Consider the following 19,507-nt stretch of genomic DNA (forward strand, 5'->3'; position numbering starts at 1 on the left):
AATATATAATCTTTGAAGTTTTAAGATTGATTCAAAATCAAACCAAGTTTTTTTAATTCGTTTACTTTTTCGTTCCAGTTTTTAGCAATGGAACCTCCGTTGTCATCATCTTCATTAATTAAAAATTCACCAGTGGTTAAATATCTGAGAGCGTTTAATATTTTTCTGTCAGTAATTTCATAGTTGAATTTTCTTTGCATTATTTCTTGTTCACTTAAATACAGTGTTCTAAATTCTTGCAATCCTATATTAGTAGTTATCTTTTTTGAAGTTTCTTTGAAGTCTGTATCAATATTTGATAGTGTTACTAATAATTGTGGGCTTACCCATGTACCTAAACAAAGTCGTTTCCATAAAAGAGGAACAAACTTTTCTTGTTCAGGTTTTTCTAATTTTAAGATGGTTATAAATAGTACTAAATGAGGTCGCCAATTAAATTCGGCTAATATCTTACAGCCATCTTCATAAATTTCTTCGAATGAATTATTAGCAATGACTTGATCAATTTTTTTAATGATTTATCAAGGTTTATCCTTTCAGTATTTGATGAATTAATGCTCAAACCTAATAGAGGTAAATGATTGGGATGATCATCCCAAAAACTATTAAATATTCCAAATGGCATTTTCTATTCATTTTAATTTAAGCATCCAATATACTGAATTAAACAAAAAACGATTCAAGCTCCTTGCCAAGCTATTCTTTCGTCTGCTCCAATAACAGTTTTTTCTAAGATTACTTCTAGTTTTGTTGATACTTCCCAAAAACTAGTTTTAGTTAATTCTGAAATTTTATGAGTAATAGATTCTTCCAGATCAAGAACTCTTTTTCCTTTCCAAATTTTATCTGATAAACAAACAATTAAATCTTCTATTTTAATATTCTCATCTTCCCAATTGCCATGAGTTATGGTAAACCTTGCTTTGGCATCTTTATAACCGTTTTCTTTTAAAATTTTAAAACCTTCTAGCTCATGTTGTTTACCTTTTTGATATAATTCGTTTGTAATTATAGTTTTTCCAATATCGTGAGTAGAAGCACCAAAGAGAATTTCTTTTTCATTTAACAGCAAATCATTCCATTCTTTTTTTAATTCTTGGACTAAATAATTTGCTGTTGAATTGACAATGGTTAAATGTTTGATTAACCTTTGAGGAGCATTGTATTGTTTGAGTAAATTTTTAACTTCTGTAGATAATTCTATTATATTCAAATAATTAATTTTTCCTGTAAGGTATATTTTTAATTTGTAAACTTTCAGCTAAATTGATTACTTTTTGAGGCGTATCTAACGTTTTAATTAAGTCGTTTATGGTTAACTTATTAGATTTTGCTTTAAAAACGTATGTTTTATATTTAAGTTTTGAAACTTCTTGATTAAAATTATCTGCAAATTGATCTATTAACTTTGTAGTTGTCTTTTCAATTTCAGTTTTAATTACTTCGATGAATTTTTCAATTTCGCTAATCCATATTTTTTGATTCTCTAAGAAATCTTTTACATCTTGCTCTTCTTTGTAAGCAAGCTTTTCTATTTGCTTATGTATTTGAGCAATTTTCATGTGTTCCCAGTTTTTAGCTTTTAATACAGGAACTTGCCATTTCGATTGTTCTTCTTTCCAGTAATCATTATCAACTTTCACTTGATGAATGATAAAGCCTGGTAATTCAATAGCTGTAAGCATTCCTGCATGACATGCACCAGTATCAATTCCGTAGGTGTTATTTGCTATTTTAGGATTTTCACCAACAACATGATGCCCGTAAATTATAGGTTTTTCACCGTTATAAAAATCTGACCAATAGGTACCTTCTTCGTATTTATTTTCTAAATACCTACTTCCAGAAGTGGTACCAGCTAATACTTCTTCTTTTTGTTGATAAAGGTTTTTATCGTGCTCAAAAAAGGCATGGACAATGATTGCAGTGTCTGTTTCATAAAAATAGGGTAAAGTCTTTAACCATTTTAAAAACTCGCTGTATTTGTTGTTAAATTGAACTTTAACGATCTCTTGAGAATAGCTAAGTACTCCGTTTAAATGTTTGCGCTCATGGTTACCCATTAGCACTACTGAATTTTTACGGTTTTTAAAGTATTCGTAAACTTCTAAAGATTTATTTCCTCGGTCTACGATATCTCCCAAAGAGATTATTAAATCATCGTCTGTTATTCCTATTTGTTTGGTAAGTTTGATCAATTCATCATAGCATCCATGAATATCACCAATTACGTATGTTTTACTCATCTTTTTTGTGTTTGTAGCAAATGTTTTGACTAGGAAGTCATCACAATTTTTTTAATTTTCAGTCCGTAAATATAATTAAACTATTGACTTACTTAAAAATAGAAGGTTGATAAAATGAAATTTTACACATTAGAAATGTCAAACTCTTTATATTTTGTTCTGAAGGAATCATTGTAAATCGTGTTAAGGTTATAAGTTTAAAACACTTTCTTTTGCAACTTTAAGATCAAAATTAAAATCTTTAACTAAAGTTGATATTAATTGTGTAGGTGAAATGCCAATAGTTTTCAATTCAGAAATTAACAACTCTATGTTTAGTTGTGAATTCGTTTCCTTAATTTTAAGAATTAATTCATTTTTTAGAAATTCTTTTGCTTTGTCTTCAGCTGTTTTTCTGGCAATCTCTCCATTAGTATAAGGTTTATTATATTCGTTAGAAGAGTCAATTTGCTTTTCTTTATCATACAAGTCGTAAACACTCCACCACCAGTAACCGTCATCCATCCATTCAGCTCTTAGTAGTAAACCAGCCCACTTAGCAGTACAATCATCATTTAAATCTCCCTTCCAAATTATAGGTTGGGTGTAATCTCTATTTTTCAATTTTCCTTTAATTTGTGGGGTTTTTACAAATCAAATTTAAAGTAAAACTTCAAAAGTTGCTTCCTACGATCAACCGTATATGTTTCTTTTTCATCAATAAATTTACACAAAGGGTCTTTTTCTTCGGTGTATTCGAATAAAACTTTTTCATGTGATGGTAAGTCATCATATTTTTCATTTAAATCATTTAAATTCTCTTTAGAAGGATTGATTAAGTAGTTTTTGTAGGCGTTTTGACAAATTGTAATTCTAGTATCACGATTATTAAGTGTGTTAATAGTATCTTCAATTTCTTTAATAAAACCTTCATTAGTTTTTTCAGCAGCGAATTTGCCGCATTTTATTGTTCCTAAATCACATTCTATGCTAACATTATCAGGAGCACTTTGTAATAGTTTCCCTGAGTTAACTTCAGCTTTAATTTGTTCTAAACTTTTAAGTCCCCAACAGTCAATTAAACCATCTTTATAAACAATTAATTCAGTCAAATAGTAACCATGATCGTTAATAATTACAGGGAGTTTAATACCATGAATTTTGATGCCATTTTTATCTCTATATATTTTAGTTAGAAAGCTCATTAGTAAATTTCTAGTAGTTTTTAAAAATCTATTTCAATTGGCGGATTGGTTAATTCGTATTTTACACTTAACACACTTGCATTCACAAAATCTACACCAAACATATTTAATCTTCCATAAGCTTCATGTATATGACCAGTAATATGAATTTTAGGCTTTACTTCTCGAATTTTATTAAATAAATCTTGACATCCAACAGATTGGTTATGTTGAGTTAAATCTAAAACACCATATGCAGGTCCGTGTGTAATTAAAATATCTAATCCGTTTGGAATTTTATCCCAATGTTTTTGAATCTCTTTTCCTCTTTGGCGATTAAATGCCCAACTGTAAAACCAAGGTTGAATAGGAGATCCCCAAATTTTTATTCCTTCAATTGTAATACCAGTGTCATTTAAATAGGTAATACCAGAGGGAATGAGTTCATTAATTTCTTTAGGAGAAGCTTTTTCAAAGAAAAAATCGTGATTGCCAGCAATAAATATTTTGTGTTTAAAATCGAGATGTTGATACCAACTCAAAAAATCAATAACTTCTTCTTTTTCCCCTCTTTTTGTTACATCTCCAGCATGAATTATCATGTCTCCCTTCGGAAGTTTTAGCCCGCGATGGAATCCATGAGTATCAGAAATGCATATTATTTTCATTTAGATAATTCAGTATTTATTGATTTTATGATGTTTTCAGCAGTATTAATGATGAGTTTATAATTACCTGTTTGATTTACAGTATTAATTTTTTTAATATTTATGGCAAAAAGATAGTTTTCATTTTCCTTCAATGTTTGTAATTCAAAACTCTTCGTATTGAAGTTAAAGTTAACCATTTTAGGAGCATTTATTTTTAAAAAAGGAGTAATAATGTCTTTGGTAATAAAATTGTGTTGATATAATTGAAGGCTTTTTTCATCATTTTGTTCAATTCTATTATTCATAGCATAATACTTGAATAGTTTGTCCTTTATCTTTTTGGGTAGTATTAAATTTCCATTATTACTGGTTTCAAATTGTCGTATGGTTGATTGTTCAGCAATAAAATAAGATTCGGTAGCTAATTCATAATGATTATTGATGAATTGATTTAACTTTTTATTAGATAACTTCGTTTTATTAGTTAGGTTGAATAATATTGAATCGATAGCTTTTAACCTATTTTCATTATCTATAATCCTTCCTTTTAAAACATGTATGTCAGTTTCTAAATCAGAAATAAAATCTTTTAAAAAAACAGTTTTAATTTGATTGTTTTTAGCCTGTTCATTCCAGTTATTAATTTGCAAAGCAATTAAAATACCAATAACCACAAGAACAATTTCTCCAATAGCGTAGGTTATATATTTTTTAATCCTATTTTTAGTTAGTAAGTTTTTTTTAATTTTTCTAAACACGTTAATTATTCAACAATTTCAATGAAAATATCTCGCTCAACAGTGCTGTAATCTAGGCTACCGATTAATCCTTTAGAAAGAGAAATTATTTGTCCTAAGTGATTTTGATGTATAATATGAGGATATCCTTTAGTATCATATACTTGTTCAGTAAAATTAGGGTAACTTAGAGTTCTAACTCTTTTTTCGTGAAAACTATTTACTGAAGGAACTGGATTATTATTTGTTCCTAAGATAATTGATCCTCGATCGCCTATACCTGTAGGCGTAAAACTTTGATTTAATGTTGTAATTAAACTATAGGTATTTGTTGAGTGTATTGTTTTATCTTCTAAATTTAAAATATACTCGTTAGGTTCAGAAAACAGAGAATTGTTTTTCCATTGAGAATTTGGATTTAAATTTACTGGAGTAGGATTTGATAATACACCGCTTCCACTAATGTATAATTGTATACCATAAGCTTGTGTATAATTACCAACAAGAATCCTATCTTGTCCAATATCCATAATATTTATTCTGCTATTACTAAAGGATTGATTGTATAAATCGTTAACACTTATTATGTTTAAGTTACTTTCAGTTCTATAAAGTGAATATATTCTTTCTCTATCAGTAACTATCCAATAATCATTAAAGGTCTTTATAAGATGCTCTATATTAAACACAGGTATATTTAAGCTGTATTTAAAGTTTAAATTAGCATCATAAACTCTTACTTCACTACCTGTATTCACTATAACTTCGGTACCGTAACTAGATTCAAAAACTTTTAAAAACACAATAGAAGAGCTATTAAGATTGTCCGTAGCTTCAACGGTTTTAGTAGTATAATTATAACGGTATAAAGTTGAATAATCAGAATAGTATAACACTGTTTCATTAGGTGAAAATGCACTAAACGTTATAAAATTGATTGGTAAAATTTCATCTCTAACAAAGTTAGTGCTTTGTTGATTTTGTCCTTCAATTACTGTTTGACTCACAGAACCAAAAATATTATGAACATGAACTACAAATACAGGGTTAGAAAAGTAAGGCAATTCACAATTATAATTTAAGGTAGTTAAACTATCTATTTCTGCTAATTGTACAGCTTGAAAGCCTCCTCCAGAACCAGAAGAGTAATTACGAGCTTCAATTTCATAATGTGAAAAATAATAACCTTGGTATTGTTCCCAATTTAAATCAATAAAAGAGTTATTAATATTACTTACTGTTATAGCATTAATATTAGGCACTATTATTTGGCTTGTATCTACAGTAATAGTATCACTTTCTCCTAAAAGTTCTCCGTTGGTATATATTCTGAAGAAATAACAAATGTTTTCATAAGGAGGTGGAGTAAGATCTGTAAAAGATGATTGATTAACATCTGTAATTGTAGAAACTAATTCAGCATTAGCAGCATTACAATTAGCGTCTAATCTATAAATTTCATACCTATCAAATTGATTGAAACCTTCATAAGTATTCCATTTTAAAAGTATTTTATCTAAATTTTCAACATTGGTATCCCATTGAAAACTGTCAGAATAAACATCGGTTTCAGTTGGAGGTTGATAGCGATTACAAATTGCTTTAAAAAATTTAGGATAGCCATTTACACTAGTTTCAAGTCTAAATTTAAACACTAATCTATTTTCTGATAATTCAGTAATTACTAATTGATCAGTTTGTGTACCGTTACTTGAATTAATAACACCGTTTGTTAAAGACCAACTAAGCTTATTTATTTGTGGCGTACACTCTGTATTGTCATTAAATAAATATTCTAGGTATTCACCATTCTCTTTAAATTCAAAAAAATCTCTACCACACTCTGCAAAAGAAGCTGGTACTTCAGTTGTTTTACCTTCAAATTCTAATTCTGAAATAGTCCATTTACCAATTAATTGTTCGGTGGTAGCAGAGGTGAGTGCTTCTGTTATAAAAGTATCGTTAGGAAATGTTTCTTGATTTTCGTCACAAGCAGAAATCATTAAAAAGCCAATAACTCCGAAAAAAAATAGTAGTTTATTTTTAATAAAAATTCTGGTTTTGCACAACTTCTGACTCATTTTTTGGGTATAGATTTATATAATTATAAGGGGACTTTCGGGTGTAAAGTTAGTCAAAAAGCATGAGATGTTGTTTTAGTGCTTTTAACAATAACAAAAGCAATAAAAACAGCATATAATGTGGACTTTTACTACGCTCATTTTTATGATTGATGATTGTAGTTTTTATCTACACTTTTTGGATATCCTTTACCAATACGATAAAGTTATTATATTTATTGTTAAAACGAGGCTTTCTTTCTGTTAAAGAACTGATTATTTCTGTTTCATTAGTGTTTCTTGCAAGTTTTCTCTGATTTTCTCCAAGTCAACCCTGTTAAAGTAATTATCAATATTTTGCATTCCGTTTAAAGCTAATTGTATCCATTCTAATTTTACTTCGCCATCACTTAAAAGGTATTCTTCAATAATGATCTCTTTTTCAATTCCAATAATTAAAAGTATTGCTGCAACTACAATACCTGTTCTATCTTTTCCAGACAAACAATGAACTAACACAGGAAATTTTAAGTTAGAATTTTCGAATGTTTTTATAATTTCATTCAACCAAACTCTAACTTCTTTTTGGCTAGTATCATATTTTTCAACTTTGTTAGCCATTGGAAAATGAAAATAGTCGATCTGAAATAACTCAGAATCAGCTCCATTTCTTAGGTTTATCATTGATTTTGCATTACCAATTTCATTTAGTTGATCAACATAATCAATACTTCCACCTCTAAACAGTAAATTTTCATTGAGTAACTTTTTCTCCTTTTATTAAATTAATAAACTCAGCTACATCTCTAAAATTCACACAACCATCAGTGTAGTCTAGTCCCATTTGTTTGAGTTTTATGTTGAGAATACTTTAGAAATTATCTAAGTCAATAGCGTCTAAATCGTCAGTAGGGAAGTTATATTCATTAATTAGAATTTCTTCATTGAATGACAAACCTTTTGGATTTATAATTTGAAATAATAACTCGTCAATTTCATCAATTTTATTACGAATGTTATTATTAAAATCATCAGTTAAAGAAATGACTGACCTGAAGCCTAAACTGCTTGCTTCAAGAACTCCACTATTATGCATTAATACATTTTCAATTTTATATCGATATTTTATCAGATTTGAATAGAAAAAGTATACATCTCTCAATCCACTATAGTTATCTGATTCAAATACTTTCTCTTTTTCTATAATTTCCTTAATCTCTGTGTATTCAAATTCTCCTCTATGGAAGATGAAATTCCCGTTAAAAATTGAGGATATATTAACTTTTTTTAAATCGTTATTATTTTTCTTTTCTTTAAAAATAGACCAAATACTTTTCTCTTGTTTTTCTACTTCAAATAATTCAAAAGCTTTAAATAAAGAGTTTAATCTTCTGAATCTAATTAACCTTGGTTTATTGTGAATTAAATTTTGTTCGTTCCATGCACTTGAGTCAGGAACTATTCCCTTGAAATCAAAAGCTGCATTTAGTAAATCTTTAGTAGTCCAATTTTTCATTTTCAATAGTTGTTAACAACAAAAGGACAGTAGTTATGTACTTTCCTTCAGATTGGTATTAAGTCAAATATACTATTTTGAGTTTATCTTTTTGATTTTAAATACTCCATACTGATAGGACTACATAGTTACTGTCCATAATAACATGTTGGTAACCGAATCGATTTATGGAACTAACACTACATAATCTTGAATAACCTTCCATTTATTTTTAATCTTTACCAGAGAATAAAAATTCTTTAAAGTTGGTTTTCCAGGACTTGTAAGTGTTGCTTTAATAGTAGCCATATGTTTACCAATAAATTCAATACTTTCATAAGTAGCATTTCGTTTATAACCACCAAATTTTTTAGTCTCTATAAAAGAAACATAGGTTTCTTTGTTTAGAATTGAAGTAGCATCTTTTTTGTCATCGTATAAAACAACTCTAAAGTCACTATGTAAATTAGGTTTTAGTTTTTCAACATTGTTTGTATCACCAGCATTTATATAAGATTTTAAAGCAGATTTTACTTGTTGTTCTTCATTATTTTGTGCTGTTGTTGTACAAGTTATAAAACTGAATGCAATTAAAATGGTTAAAAATTTAGTTTTCATGATTTTAAATTTAAGAATTATTAATATAGTTAGCTAGACAACTGTTTGGTTAAAAAATTAGTCATCTAAATTTTTTTGAATTTTTTCTAAAATGATTTTTACACTTTCTTTTTCGCTTTCAGAAAGCTTACTTAAGCCTGAAAAACGAATTTTTTCAATAATTGGGTGCAGGGTATCAATTAAATTTTTCCCTTTTTTTGAGATTGATAATTCAACTTTTCTTGAGTCAATGGGAGAAGGGGTTTTTTCAATGAATTCCTTTTTTTCTAAATGATTAACCATTCTTGAAATAGTAGGCTTATCTTTTACTAATTTTTCTCCTATTGAAATTTGACTAATAGATTCATTCTCATTTATTACATTTAAAACCAACCATTGTTCTATTGTAATATCTACTCCATGAGCTTTTAATACGTTTTGTCCGTATTGTCTAATCTTTCTTGCGGTAAGCTCAATTTGAAAGTATGTATTATTAATCATGTTACAAATATATAAAAAGTTGCTTAGCTAACTATCTTTAATGTTAACTATTCTTTTTCAATAAGTTTATTTCATGAAGTAACCCAATTAAAGGAAACTGAATCCAAAAAGAGAAATAGAAAAAAGTTAGGTACCAGTATTTTGGTAAAAAGGCAAAACCTTCTCCACCTATTAAGCTAATAAAAATAGTATCGTACGTAAATAATGGAACAGTTAAATACAATGCCAACCATATTGAGTTTTTAAAGTATTCTTTACTAGGAAACATTTTTTTTAAGAGAAATTCTCCAAAAGGAATGTAAAAAATGGTAATTGCAATTACAACTGTTACGGTTAAATTAAAACTCCAACTTTGTCCGTAATCGGGGAATCCAACCAATACAAAAAAGCCCCAAGTTATAAAACTCATTAATAAAAGAGATAGGTGTGTTTTAAAAGGTAATTTGTTCATCTTCTTATGTTTTAAATTAATATTGATGCAAATTTGATCCTTTTGAAATATTTAAAATTGACTTTTCTTGCTAAAGTATGGGTAAGTAAAAATTTGTAATTAATTCTTTAGCTCCATAAAATGGAGGTTTGCTTATATAAGTTTCCAAAGCAGGTTCATCTCTTAATTCCCATTGAAATTCAAAAAGACAACAATTGTAAATATAATTATACACAGTATGGAATGATTCAAAAGATCCTTTATATTTAAAAACAGCAAACTTTCCGCCTTTAATTTTCTTATATCCTGTTGCTCCTTGAGGTTGAATTTCTTTTGATATTATTATACAAGCATCAAATCTTAGATTCGCTTCTTCTGTTATTTCCGGATTGTCGTGAACAATGCCAATTGTTGAGTGCGGAGTTTTAAGTAATAGGTTTGTTGTTGCCCAAGAAAGTAATTGCTCAAAAGAACTATCAATAGTTTCATAACTTCCAAAGTGTCTAATATAAGCCAAACTCATACTTTCTTTTTCTATAATTTCAGGCTTAGTAATGTTTAAGGCATCAAAAGAAATATTGCTGTATAAGTTCTTTTTTATAGTAATTTCTTTTTTTGAATTGTTACGAAAGCGCATTGGTGTTGTTGAAAAAAACGCTTTAAATGCACGATTGAAGATTTCAGGAGAATTATAGCCACAATCATATGCTATTTCATTGATTGCTTTTTCTGTATTTTTTAATTGCAGTGCGGCTTTCTCTAATCTTAATCGGATTAGATATTCTTTAGCAGTATTTCCAATAATGGATTTAAACACCCTATGAAAGTGAAATTTTGATAAAAAAGAATAGGCAGCAATGTCTTCTAGTTTAATATTCTTTGAAGTATGAGATTCTATAAATTCAATAGCTCTATTTATAGCTTCTAGATAGGAACCTTTTGTTTCTTTTTGTTTCATATTGATAAAGATAGTTGCTAACCATTAGAATATTTGACTTTTCTTGCTATATATTCTTTATCTCTTCCAGGTTTTATTAATCAGTTTAAAAATAGATGATTCAGTTTCTTTTTGTTTCTCAGCGGTTATATTTTGAGCTCTTTTTTGCATCATGTTTATTTGTACTTGCACAGGCTGACTGTCTTCGTCTAAAGGTTGTACTAAACTCGCGCCTCCTTTATGAGGAACAGGAACATAATTTTGTGGTGATTTAGGCAATTGTTGTTCACATTTAAGAGAACAAAGGTTTGCCAGCATTGGTATAATGTCAGTTGCTACTTTAGCAGTAATCCACATTTGATTGGTAGTTTCGTATGTTAAATCTTTATTACAAACACTGCATTTTAATTCATTACCAAAATATCTAACCGGATTATGATTGAGTTTAGGAAACCCCATTCTATTTTTATAATTTCCATACAAAGCTCTTGTACTAATCCTGCTATCAATTAAGTTTTTGCACTTAGTTATTTCAAAAGGAAACCAATGTAAATTATATGAGGTATACGGATCAAAATATTCAAGAGATTCCATTTCTCCAATCTCTGGTGGAATCCTTTTTAAATTACTTCCATAAAGGTACATTTTCTTTACTTTTTTAAGCTTTTTAATGGATTCTGGGAGTGTGGAAATTTGAGAAAATAGTTCATCACCAAGCGCTTTTCTTGGAACAAATTCTTCAGATCCGTTTTCTGCTACTTGGTTAACATATTCGCATAATTTTTTCCAAGCTACAGAGTCTCTATCTTGTACATCATTTGGTATTCTAGAAATTCTCTTATTCATCTTTAGATTCTTTTTTTACAGATTCATCATTCTCTCAATTACAAACACCGTGAGTAATAAAGATACAAATACATAATAGATGAAATATGCTAAGACTAGCCTTAGTATTATAAAAAGCTTTCTTTTATCATAAAAGAATTGACAAAACACCCAAAAATTAAATAAAACAGCAATGATTGTAGCAAACAATGTCGTTGTATCTTCATTGTCAATTAGTACTCCAAGAATTAAAAAAAAGAGTAAAAAATAGTTTGTTGACCAGTTACATATGCGTTAATAACAATATGTTCTAAGTAATTTTTTTTGAAGTCAACGAAGGAAATATAAGTAGCAAAAGAAAAAACAGGAAGTAAAAGTAATGCAGTGTAAGCATAATTATTAGATAGCCATTTGGCTAAATTAGAGGAACTTGTATTTAAATTATGTTTGTCGCCAGCATCAGAAGCGCTAGCTAAAAAATTGTCAATTATTGTATGACCGTCTGATATTTTAGAAATTAAAAAATAAATGGTTGAAAGCGTTAAAATAAATGCAATTGGTTTAAAATGATTTTTCCTTTTACCATTTATAAACTCTCTAATAGAATGCCCAGGTCTTACAAATAGTTCTTTTAAGGTAAAAAAGAAACCTTTATCAATTTGAAATACACTATTTGAAACTTCCGTAATAAAATTAGAAAGGTTAATGTTATTAACTTTGGTACTTTGTCCACAATTAGAACAATAATTACCAATTACTGTATTACCACAATTTTTACACGTCATTATTTAATGTAAAAGTATTATTCGTCTTTTTTAGTTGCCCACAAGATAACATCACGGAAATCAATTTTTGCTCTTTCAGTTAATTCAATAACTTCATTTATGTTACCATCAGCTAAATGTAAAATAGCCATTCGAGTATTATACAAATTATCTGTAGATTCAGCCATTACATGCTTTAATTCTATAGATAAAAGCTGATTGATTACTTCTTCTCTTATGTCAGATGTAAAATTGTTATCTATAAAATGTAGAATTTCTGTATTCATGTTTTGTGTTTTCTATAAATAAGCTCTCAAGGTTACAGAAATTCTTTTTCCGTCATATTTTTTGAAATTAGGTACTTCGTGTGTCCAATTTAAGTTTGTTTTCCAGGGAATTATAATAATACCTCCATTTCTAATAGTAATATCTTTAAATCCTTTTTCACCATATTTTCGCATTCTAAAAACTCTTTCTTGACCTAAAGATATGGTAACAATTGGAGTACCTTCAGATAAATCTCTAATATCATCTCTATGAGGTCCAATGTAATGATTTTTCTTTCCATCATACCAGTTTACTAACAACCCATTTAGTTTATCATCAATATTTTCTCGTGACCACTTTAAGAATTTTTTAAAAATTTCAGGAATTGGTAATGCGTTATTTCTAGATCCAGAATAATTATAGTTTTTTCCATATGCTTGTTGCCATCTGGGAGTTAAAATTTCTTTTCCATACATTTTAACAGTGTGGAATTCTTCTGGATGAGTATCCCAAATCTTTTGAAAATCAATTTCAGAAAAATCAAATTCTTTTATTTTATCAGAATAATAAAGCTTCGATATATCGTCTAGAGGGATTGTTTTAAATATTTCTTTGTTCATATTTTTAGATTTCTCAATTGATAATTTTTTAAAGACAAGTCGCTTTACTTAGTTTTAGCCCAACTATTTTCATAACACTCATACAAATAAAACAAATATTATCCATTTTCAAATCATTGGATTGATAACAATAAAAAATAGTGATTTGAATAATTTTTCCAAATCACTATTATTAATAAATACTAACTAAAATATAGTATTACACGGCTATTTCCGATTTATGTAAACTTACTACAGTTAAAACCGCAGCCCCATTAATCCAATAATAATAAGCATCTATTCCTTTAAAAGACAGTATAAAAGGAGTAACAATAAATACTATTGCCACTATAAAATCTACTATTAAATGCATTTTATACGAAACAACCTTAAAAGCTCCTAAATGATGATCTGTTAATAAGGTTAATATAAAAGCTGCAATACCTGTTACAATTGAAAGTTGTAATGCTATAGGATTAGACTTTCCGAGTCCAAGTAGTAAAGGAAGCGCTATTAAAGCAATTGCAACAGGATAATCTAAAAATGCGTGTATTCTTTTGGTTACAAATTTCATAACTTCAATTTTTAATTATGTGTTTTACTAAGTTTTTTCCAGTTTTTATCAGCCACACTTTTTAACTTGTTATGGTTGTTTTCTGCTAACCATAGTTGTTTAGCATCTAGTTCAACATTGTTTAAAAACAAATAGTATTTTCCATCTTTTACTAAAAATTTATTAGGGTCAACTCTAAATTTAGCACCTGCATAGCAACCAAATGCACAGTAACCACCGTATTGAGGAACATATTTATCTGGGTTTTTATCGAATGCTGCTTTTTGATCTGCTGAAGTAAAGTAATAAACCACTTTTTTGTAGTCAGATTTAAAGTTTTTATTTCCTTTTTGAGCCAAACCTAAATCTAAGTAAGATACTGGGCTATATCCTTGTAAAGCAATGTTACTATTATCTATGTTATTTGCTTTTTTATCTTGAGCAAAAACTGCTGAGTTTATGATTAAAGCTACTACTACGATTGTTGTTTTTATGATATTTTTCATGTGTAAAGTTTTATAAATTATTATGCTGCGTTAAAGTATTGTTCTTGAATTATCTTTCCTTCTTCATTCCAAACTCTGCGAATGATTTCGTGCCAGTAAATTTTACTGCCATCTTTCATAGTAAAATCGAATGTAAATTCTGACGCAGATACGTTTCCGTCAACTATTGAGTTATGATGTGTTATTCCGTTTACTGTAGCAATTGCTCCAGCAAAACCTTCCATTTTGGCAACCATTTCTAATTTGCCATTGGTACCAGTATTTCCGTAATCTGATGTGTTTGCATCTTCTGCAAAGAATTGTTTTACAGCATCTACAATGGCACCTTGTGAAACTATTGCGTCTATTTTTTGTACTTGTTCTTTAATATTCATCTTGTTTAGTGTTTTAATAATTACACTGCAAAGATGAGATTGAATTAAAGTTTGGTTGCTACAAAAAAAGGACTACAAATTGTACTTTTTAAATTTGAAGTCTGTAGGAGTTGTTTTAGAATAGTGTTTAAAAAATCTTGAAAAGTGATTGGGTTCTTCAAAACCTAATTGTCTAGATATTTCTGCCACTGATTGTCCTTCTAAGAGCATTAATTTTGCTGAATTAATCAATTCTAAACGAATAAGCTGCCCTAAAGTAGTATTCATTTTTGCTTTCACTTTGTTAGATAAAGCTTTTATTGAAAGATTCATTTCATTGGCGTAAAACTCAAGAGAGCGTTCTTGGGTATGGTGTTTTTGTAGTAGTTCAATGATATCTTGAGAAAATAAATCTCTATTTTTAAAATCGAAGTTTTTTCTAAACTGTTTTGGGGTTTGACCAACGGAGTTTTTAAAAACTCTATTAAAATAAGCATCATCTTTATATCCTAATGTATAAGAGATTTCCTGAATATTTTTATCGGTAAACGCAACTTCTTTAAGACTTTCTTGAAGTTTTTTAGAAGTCATTAAGTTTTTTACAGTTAACCCAACTTTATTTTTAATAAGCGTTTGGGCATTGTATCCTCTATCGTTAATTAAACTCACCAAATCGGCACTCGTTAAATTACTACTATACTCTTTATCTATAATATCTTTAACATCAAAAATAATCTGATATTCTTCTTTGTTGGCTTTAAAAGGATTTTGCCAAAACCATTGTTTTGAAGAAATATCTATAATGTCGGCTGAATTTTCTTTTAAAGTACTTTCAGATAAAAAAGTATTGCATTCATCGCACTCTAATAAATCGATGTAACCTAAAGAAATTAAATGTTTAAACAACACTCTTACCTCATTGTTGTAAAACTTACTTTCATTAGCAAACTCAATTCTTCTTACTATAAAATCGTCAGACAAAAATTTAATATACTGACCTTTTTCTAAGAAAATAGCTTTCTCTTGCCAATCAAAATAACTTTTAAAATCAACTTGAATGCTTCCTTTACCAGATAAAATATGAATAAGCGTATGATGCTCTATAAAATATACTTTATTAATTTCGGGAGAAAATTTTTCTACTTTATGCATTCAGTAATTAATATTAGTTGGTTTACAAGTGTGTGTTTAGTCTTGTAATTTACCAAAAACAAACAGGATAATAAATTTATTAAAAGCTTTAGCTTCTTTTTTGCAACGCTATCATTTGAGTAATTCCTAATAACAATACAATAAAGGCAATAATTCCAATGATAATATTTCCTGTTTGAGTTACGTGAAAAGGATTAAAAATTAAAAGTATTATACTTCCCAAAACCCAAGCATAGTCCTGAACAATAATCCATAAAACGGCAAGTTTTCTTTGCTTTTTTATTTCGTACCATATTGTCAGTGAAAAATAAATTAATACCAATCCGATAATTAAAAAAACAATGGTATTTGTAATGCCAAATAAATCAGCTATTTGATGGTTACATAAAATCAGGATAATTCCTGAAAAACCTGAAAATAAGGTGTTTGTTGTTAACGCTTTTTGTAGTGTATTCATTTCTTTGAAATTTAAGTACTACAAATTTCTGTATTCGTAAAGAGTTTTCTCTTGACAAATGTTAGTTAATTCATTTTTCTTAATCTACTTAATGATTCAGGAGTAATACCCAGCATAGATGCAATGTATTGTAGCGGAACATGATTAAAAAGGTCAGGTTCTGTTTGAAGTAAATGATGAAATCTTTGTTTGGCAGTGGTGTGTAGTTGAGAAAACATTTTCTTTTCTAACAAGGCAAAAGAATTTGCTAATAAAATATTATCAAACTCTAACCATTTGGGTATTGTTTTATTCAATTTAAAATGATTTTCTCTGCTAATTGTATATAGCTTACAGTTGGTGATAGCTTGTATGTTCCAGTTGTTTTGAGTTTGAAAAATAAAACTTGAAAGAGAAGTTATAAATTTACTTTCACTACCAATCCATAAGGTTATTTCTTTTCCATCTGCAATGTCATACATTCTCATGTAACCAGACTCAATAAAAGCCATTTGCCTACATATTTTACCTGCTTTAAGTAAAAAATCTCCTTTATGTAAGGTTAAAGGTTTAAAAACAGAAGTAATTTTATCCATTGAGTTATTGTCAATGGTTATTTGACTTAGAATACATTTCTTTAGTTTTTCCATTTTAACCTGATTATAGAAGAGTTCTTTAATTGTAAATTTAATTAAAAAGGATAAAAGTAAATTTAGGTTGTACAGAAATACTTAATCACTGTTTTTTTCTAAATAATTGGTCAATAAACCTGTTTTTAATTCTTTCCAACCACTAAAAGTCCACGAATAATTGATCCATTTAGGAAAGCTTCTATAACCAAAAAAATTCCAATAAAAATCTCCCATCATTTCTTTAGAACTAACAAACCCTAATTTTATGTGTTCTGTTTCAGTTTGAATATTTTCTCTAAGAATTTCGCATAGCTTTTTATCTTTTTCATTGTATTTTGAAACGATGGTTACTTCACCGTTTTTGATAGCTTCGTAAATTTCAATCTCAAAAAAATCTGTATACACATACGTTTTTCCTTCTTTTAAGCAAATGTTTTTTACAGCTGTTTTAATACCACTAAAAATTCTTCTAGCTCGTTTAAAAGTATTACCAGTGTATGTGCCGTTTTCTTCTTCGGGTAAATAACACAATTTCACAAATTTGAAATCATTTTCTGAAGCTTCATACAAACTCCACGAAGGATCTTTTACGCTAAGATCATAATGAAAAGCTTTTTTGTAATCTTCTTTAACTAAATCACCTAATTGAATTATAGTTCCTTTTTCAATTTTTTCACCATTAATAATAATTGATTTTTCAGGATTACTCTTTATTGTGAAATCTGTAAAGTTATAATCATCAAGATTGTTATTTGTTTCCTTAATGGGGGAAATGCCACGGAAACGCCTTGCTTTTTTATAATCTTCTACTGAGAAATCAGTATAAAACTCTTCTAATAGAAGTGTAAATGCAGTCATCCAGTCCATATGTTTTCTATAAGCATAAGTGTCAATTTGAGCATACCAATGTATGTGACGTATTTTAAATTTGTTGTAAATGAAAGCTTTAAATAAATAAGATATTTCAATATAATTTTCATTACTAGATTTCATTGTATCAAAATTTGGAGACAAAGCAGTATCATAGCCTTCAAAAAAAGCAATAATGGTAATTTTATTTTTAGGAATAGTAGTATTCCAACTATACTTAATTTGATCGATTAATTTTTTTATATCGATCTTTTCAACTTGTGCAGGTGTTATTTCTTTAGAATCAATAATTGTAGCCCCTTCAATAAAAGCTTTTAGGGTATTATCATTTTTAGGAATACAAACACTCCAGCACAGTGAAGTACGAAAATCAAGTATTTTTTGTTTCTCTTTTTTCATTTTTCAATAAGAATTTTGCTTTAATTCTGCTTAAAGTTTCTTGAGATATATTAATATAAGATGCCACAACTTTATTCGGCAAACGTTTTACAATATCCGGATTTATTTTGAATAATTGTTTGTAGCGTTCAGAGGCATTTAAAGTTGTAAATGAAATTAATCGCTTAGCATTATTTACGTAGGCTTTTTCTAAATAAATGCTATAGAAATCTTTCCAAACAGGGACAATTTTCATCAAATGTCTAAAATCCTCGTGAGTTATATACAAAAGTTCGCTATTTTCAATCACCTGAATGGCTTCTTGAGCTGGTTGATTGGTAATAAAACTAACAAGTTCTGTGGCAAACTGATTTTCAAAAGCAATATATCGTGTAATATCTTTTCCTTCTTCATCAAGATAAAACAATCTTAAACAACCTTTTATTACGAAATAACTAACCTGACTATTTTTTCCTTTGGGTAGTAAAATTTCATTTTTATGTTTTTGTACAGATTGAAAATAAGACAACACAGTTTTCAAATCTTCATCATTAATATCAATATTCCTTCTAATGAAATTTGTGAGTTCGGTATAATTTGTCATTTATGAATAGTCTCTTACAAATTTACGATAATGAATAATATCTTGAATTGATAGCACTACCAAATAGTGTTCTTGAGCAAACTCTACAATAGCATCTCCTTTTGCCATTGTTCCATCTTCATTCATTAATTCGCATAACACAGCACTGGGTTGTAAACCTGCTAACTTCATCAAATCAACACTTCCTTCGGTATGTCCATTTCTTTTTAAAACACCTTTGTCATTAGCTCTTAAAGGAAAAATATGTCCTGGTTTTGCTAAATCTTCACTAGTTGAAAATTCATTACAAGCAGTTTGAATGGTGGTAACTCTATCTTTTGCAGAAACTCCTGTAGTAACACCTTTTTTAGCTTCAATAGAAATGGTAAACGGGGTTTGAAAACTACTAGTGTTTTCTTTTACCATGTAAGGTAAATTAAGAAAATCGGCTCTTTTGTTGGTAATGCATAAGCAAACAATTCCACTACATTTTCTAATCATTAAAGCCATTTGAGCTTCCGTAATATTTTGAGCGGCATATATCAAATCACCTTCGTTTTCTCTATCTAAATCGTCTACTAATACTACTCCTTTGCCATTTTGAAGGCTTTTTAGCGCATTTTCTAGTCGTTCTTCACTATTGTAACCAAATATTTTTAATCGGTCTAATTCAGTACTTACCATTGTTTTCTATGTTTAGTTTCGAATGGTAAAACTAATGCGGTTTCAAACGAAACTATTTGACCTAAGTCAATAAATTGATGTAATTGATT

Annotated in this window: 27 protein-coding genes; all 27 read right to left on the bottom strand. The window is 28.5% G+C overall.

The window, feature by feature from the left end; genetic code table 11:
- Window positions 1–20: 20 nt before the first annotated feature.
- Window positions 21–200 carry a hypothetical protein gene (locus tag EYW44_RS08270; protein ID WP_132723197.1) on the bottom strand — a complete coding sequence of 60 codons (180 nt, stop codon included), beginning with the start codon at window positions 198–200 and terminating at the stop codon, window positions 21–23.
- Window positions 201–679: 479 nt separating this feature from the next.
- Window positions 680–1,213, bottom strand: a complete 534-nt coding sequence (locus tag EYW44_RS08275) for an HD domain-containing protein (protein ID WP_165872184.1) — start codon at window positions 1,211–1,213, stop codon at window positions 680–682.
- A 4-nt stretch (window positions 1,214–1,217) separates the two neighbouring features.
- Window positions 1,218–2,246 (bottom strand): metallophosphoesterase, encoded by a 1,029-nt coding sequence (locus tag EYW44_RS08280; RefSeq protein WP_132723199.1) that lies wholly within the window; start codon window positions 2,244–2,246, stop codon window positions 1,218–1,220.
- Between the two features lie 189 nt (window positions 2,247–2,435).
- Entirely contained in the window at window positions 2,436–2,849 is a 414-nt protein-coding gene (locus EYW44_RS08285; RefSeq protein WP_132723200.1) for a hypothetical protein, read from the bottom strand.
- A gap of 23 nt (window positions 2,850–2,872) precedes the next feature.
- Window positions 2,873–3,430: a DUF7638 domain-containing protein gene (locus EYW44_RS08290; protein WP_132723201.1), complete on the bottom strand. Its 558-nt coding sequence runs from the start codon at window positions 3,428–3,430 to the stop codon at window positions 2,873–2,875.
- Between the two features lie 20 nt (window positions 3,431–3,450).
- Window positions 3,451–4,077 (bottom strand): metallophosphatase domain-containing protein, encoded by a 627-nt coding sequence (locus EYW44_RS08295; protein WP_132723202.1) that lies wholly within the window; start codon window positions 4,075–4,077, stop codon window positions 3,451–3,453.
- Window positions 4,074–4,817 (bottom strand): DUF6090 family protein, encoded by a 744-nt coding sequence (locus tag EYW44_RS08300; RefSeq protein ID WP_132723203.1) that lies wholly within the window; start codon window positions 4,815–4,817, stop codon window positions 4,074–4,076. Before EYW44_RS08300 ends, EYW44_RS08295 begins: the two co-directional genes overlap by 4 nt.
- A 5-nt stretch (window positions 4,818–4,822) precedes the next feature.
- Entirely contained in the window at window positions 4,823–6,877 is a 2,055-nt protein-coding gene (locus tag EYW44_RS08305; protein WP_132723204.1) for a lipocalin family protein, read from the bottom strand.
- A gap of 255 nt (window positions 6,878–7,132) precedes the next feature.
- Window positions 7,133–7,540, bottom strand: a complete 408-nt coding sequence (locus tag EYW44_RS08310) for a tyrosine-protein phosphatase (RefSeq protein ID WP_207893761.1) — start codon at window positions 7,538–7,540, stop codon at window positions 7,133–7,135.
- A gap of 187 nt (window positions 7,541–7,727) precedes the next feature.
- Complete coding sequence (locus EYW44_RS08315; protein ID WP_132723205.1) at window positions 7,728–8,372, bottom strand: hypothetical protein; 645 nt, start codon at window positions 8,370–8,372, stop codon at window positions 7,728–7,730.
- A gap of 165 nt (window positions 8,373–8,537) precedes the next feature.
- Entirely contained in the window at window positions 8,538–8,969 is a 432-nt protein-coding gene (locus EYW44_RS08320) for a nuclear transport factor 2 family protein (RefSeq protein WP_132723206.1), read from the bottom strand.
- A 57-nt stretch (window positions 8,970–9,026) separates the two neighbouring features.
- Complete coding sequence (locus EYW44_RS08325) at window positions 9,027–9,449, bottom strand: MarR family winged helix-turn-helix transcriptional regulator (RefSeq protein WP_132723207.1); 423 nt, start codon at window positions 9,447–9,449, stop codon at window positions 9,027–9,029.
- Window positions 9,450–9,492: 43 nt separating this feature from the next.
- Window positions 9,493–9,900, bottom strand: a complete 408-nt coding sequence (locus EYW44_RS08330) for a hypothetical protein (protein WP_132723208.1) — start codon at window positions 9,898–9,900, stop codon at window positions 9,493–9,495.
- 70 nt (window positions 9,901–9,970) lie between these two features.
- The gene (locus EYW44_RS08335; RefSeq protein ID WP_132723209.1) at window positions 9,971–10,837 is read right to left on the bottom strand and encodes an AraC family transcriptional regulator; all 867 of its coding nucleotides are present in this window, start codon (window positions 10,835–10,837) and stop codon (window positions 9,971–9,973) included.
- 57 nt (window positions 10,838–10,894) lie between these two features.
- Entirely contained in the window at window positions 10,895–11,662 is a 768-nt protein-coding gene (locus EYW44_RS08340; RefSeq protein WP_207893762.1) for a hypothetical protein, read from the bottom strand.
- A 227-nt stretch (window positions 11,663–11,889) separates the two neighbouring features.
- Complete coding sequence (locus tag EYW44_RS08345; RefSeq protein ID WP_132723210.1) at window positions 11,890–12,426, bottom strand: DUF3667 domain-containing protein; 537 nt, start codon at window positions 12,424–12,426, stop codon at window positions 11,890–11,892.
- 17 nt (window positions 12,427–12,443) lie between these two features.
- Window positions 12,444–12,692, bottom strand: a complete 249-nt coding sequence (locus EYW44_RS08350; RefSeq protein WP_132723211.1) for a hypothetical protein — start codon at window positions 12,690–12,692, stop codon at window positions 12,444–12,446.
- A gap of 12 nt (window positions 12,693–12,704) precedes the next feature.
- A complete protein-coding gene (locus EYW44_RS08355) occupies window positions 12,705–13,292 on the bottom strand; it encodes an alpha-ketoglutarate-dependent dioxygenase AlkB (protein ID WP_132723212.1) in 588 nt (195 codons plus the stop codon).
- Between the two features lie 199 nt (window positions 13,293–13,491).
- Window positions 13,492–13,845: a hypothetical protein gene (locus EYW44_RS08360; protein ID WP_132723213.1), complete on the bottom strand. Its 354-nt coding sequence runs from the start codon at window positions 13,843–13,845 to the stop codon at window positions 13,492–13,494.
- A gap of 11 nt (window positions 13,846–13,856) precedes the next feature.
- A complete protein-coding gene (locus EYW44_RS08365) occupies window positions 13,857–14,330 on the bottom strand; it encodes a YHS domain-containing (seleno)protein (RefSeq protein ID WP_132723214.1) in 474 nt (157 codons plus the stop codon).
- Between the two features lie 20 nt (window positions 14,331–14,350).
- Window positions 14,351–14,704, bottom strand: coding sequence for a SnoaL-like domain-containing protein (locus EYW44_RS08370; RefSeq protein WP_132723215.1), 354 nt, complete (start codon window positions 14,702–14,704; stop codon window positions 14,351–14,353).
- Window positions 14,705–14,776: 72 nt separating this feature from the next.
- Entirely contained in the window at window positions 14,777–15,835 is a 1,059-nt protein-coding gene (locus tag EYW44_RS08375; RefSeq protein ID WP_132723216.1) for a helix-turn-helix transcriptional regulator, read from the bottom strand.
- An 88-nt stretch (window positions 15,836–15,923) separates the two neighbouring features.
- Complete coding sequence (locus EYW44_RS08380; protein ID WP_132723217.1) at window positions 15,924–16,292, bottom strand: hypothetical protein; 369 nt, start codon at window positions 16,290–16,292, stop codon at window positions 15,924–15,926.
- A gap of 65 nt (window positions 16,293–16,357) precedes the next feature.
- Complete coding sequence (locus tag EYW44_RS08385) at window positions 16,358–16,921, bottom strand: Crp/Fnr family transcriptional regulator (protein ID WP_132723218.1); 564 nt, start codon at window positions 16,919–16,921, stop codon at window positions 16,358–16,360.
- Window positions 16,922–17,002: 81 nt separating this feature from the next.
- Complete coding sequence (locus tag EYW44_RS08390) at window positions 17,003–18,172, bottom strand: hypothetical protein (protein WP_132723219.1); 1,170 nt, start codon at window positions 18,170–18,172, stop codon at window positions 17,003–17,005.
- Window positions 18,144–18,755, bottom strand: coding sequence for a Crp/Fnr family transcriptional regulator (locus tag EYW44_RS08395; RefSeq protein ID WP_132723220.1), 612 nt, complete (start codon window positions 18,753–18,755; stop codon window positions 18,144–18,146). The genes EYW44_RS08390 and EYW44_RS08395 overlap by 29 nt, the downstream gene beginning before the upstream one ends.
- Window positions 18,756–19,418: a 3,4-dihydroxy-2-butanone-4-phosphate synthase gene (ribB, locus tag EYW44_RS08400; RefSeq protein WP_132723221.1), complete on the bottom strand. Its 663-nt coding sequence runs from the start codon at window positions 19,416–19,418 to the stop codon at window positions 18,756–18,758. It lies immediately after the preceding gene.
- Window positions 19,419–19,507 lie beyond the last annotated feature (89 nt).

The sequence above is a fragment of the Tenacibaculum sp. M341 genome, from assembly GCF_004337695.1.
Classification (GTDB): domain Bacteria; phylum Bacteroidota; class Bacteroidia; order Flavobacteriales; family Flavobacteriaceae; genus Polaribacter.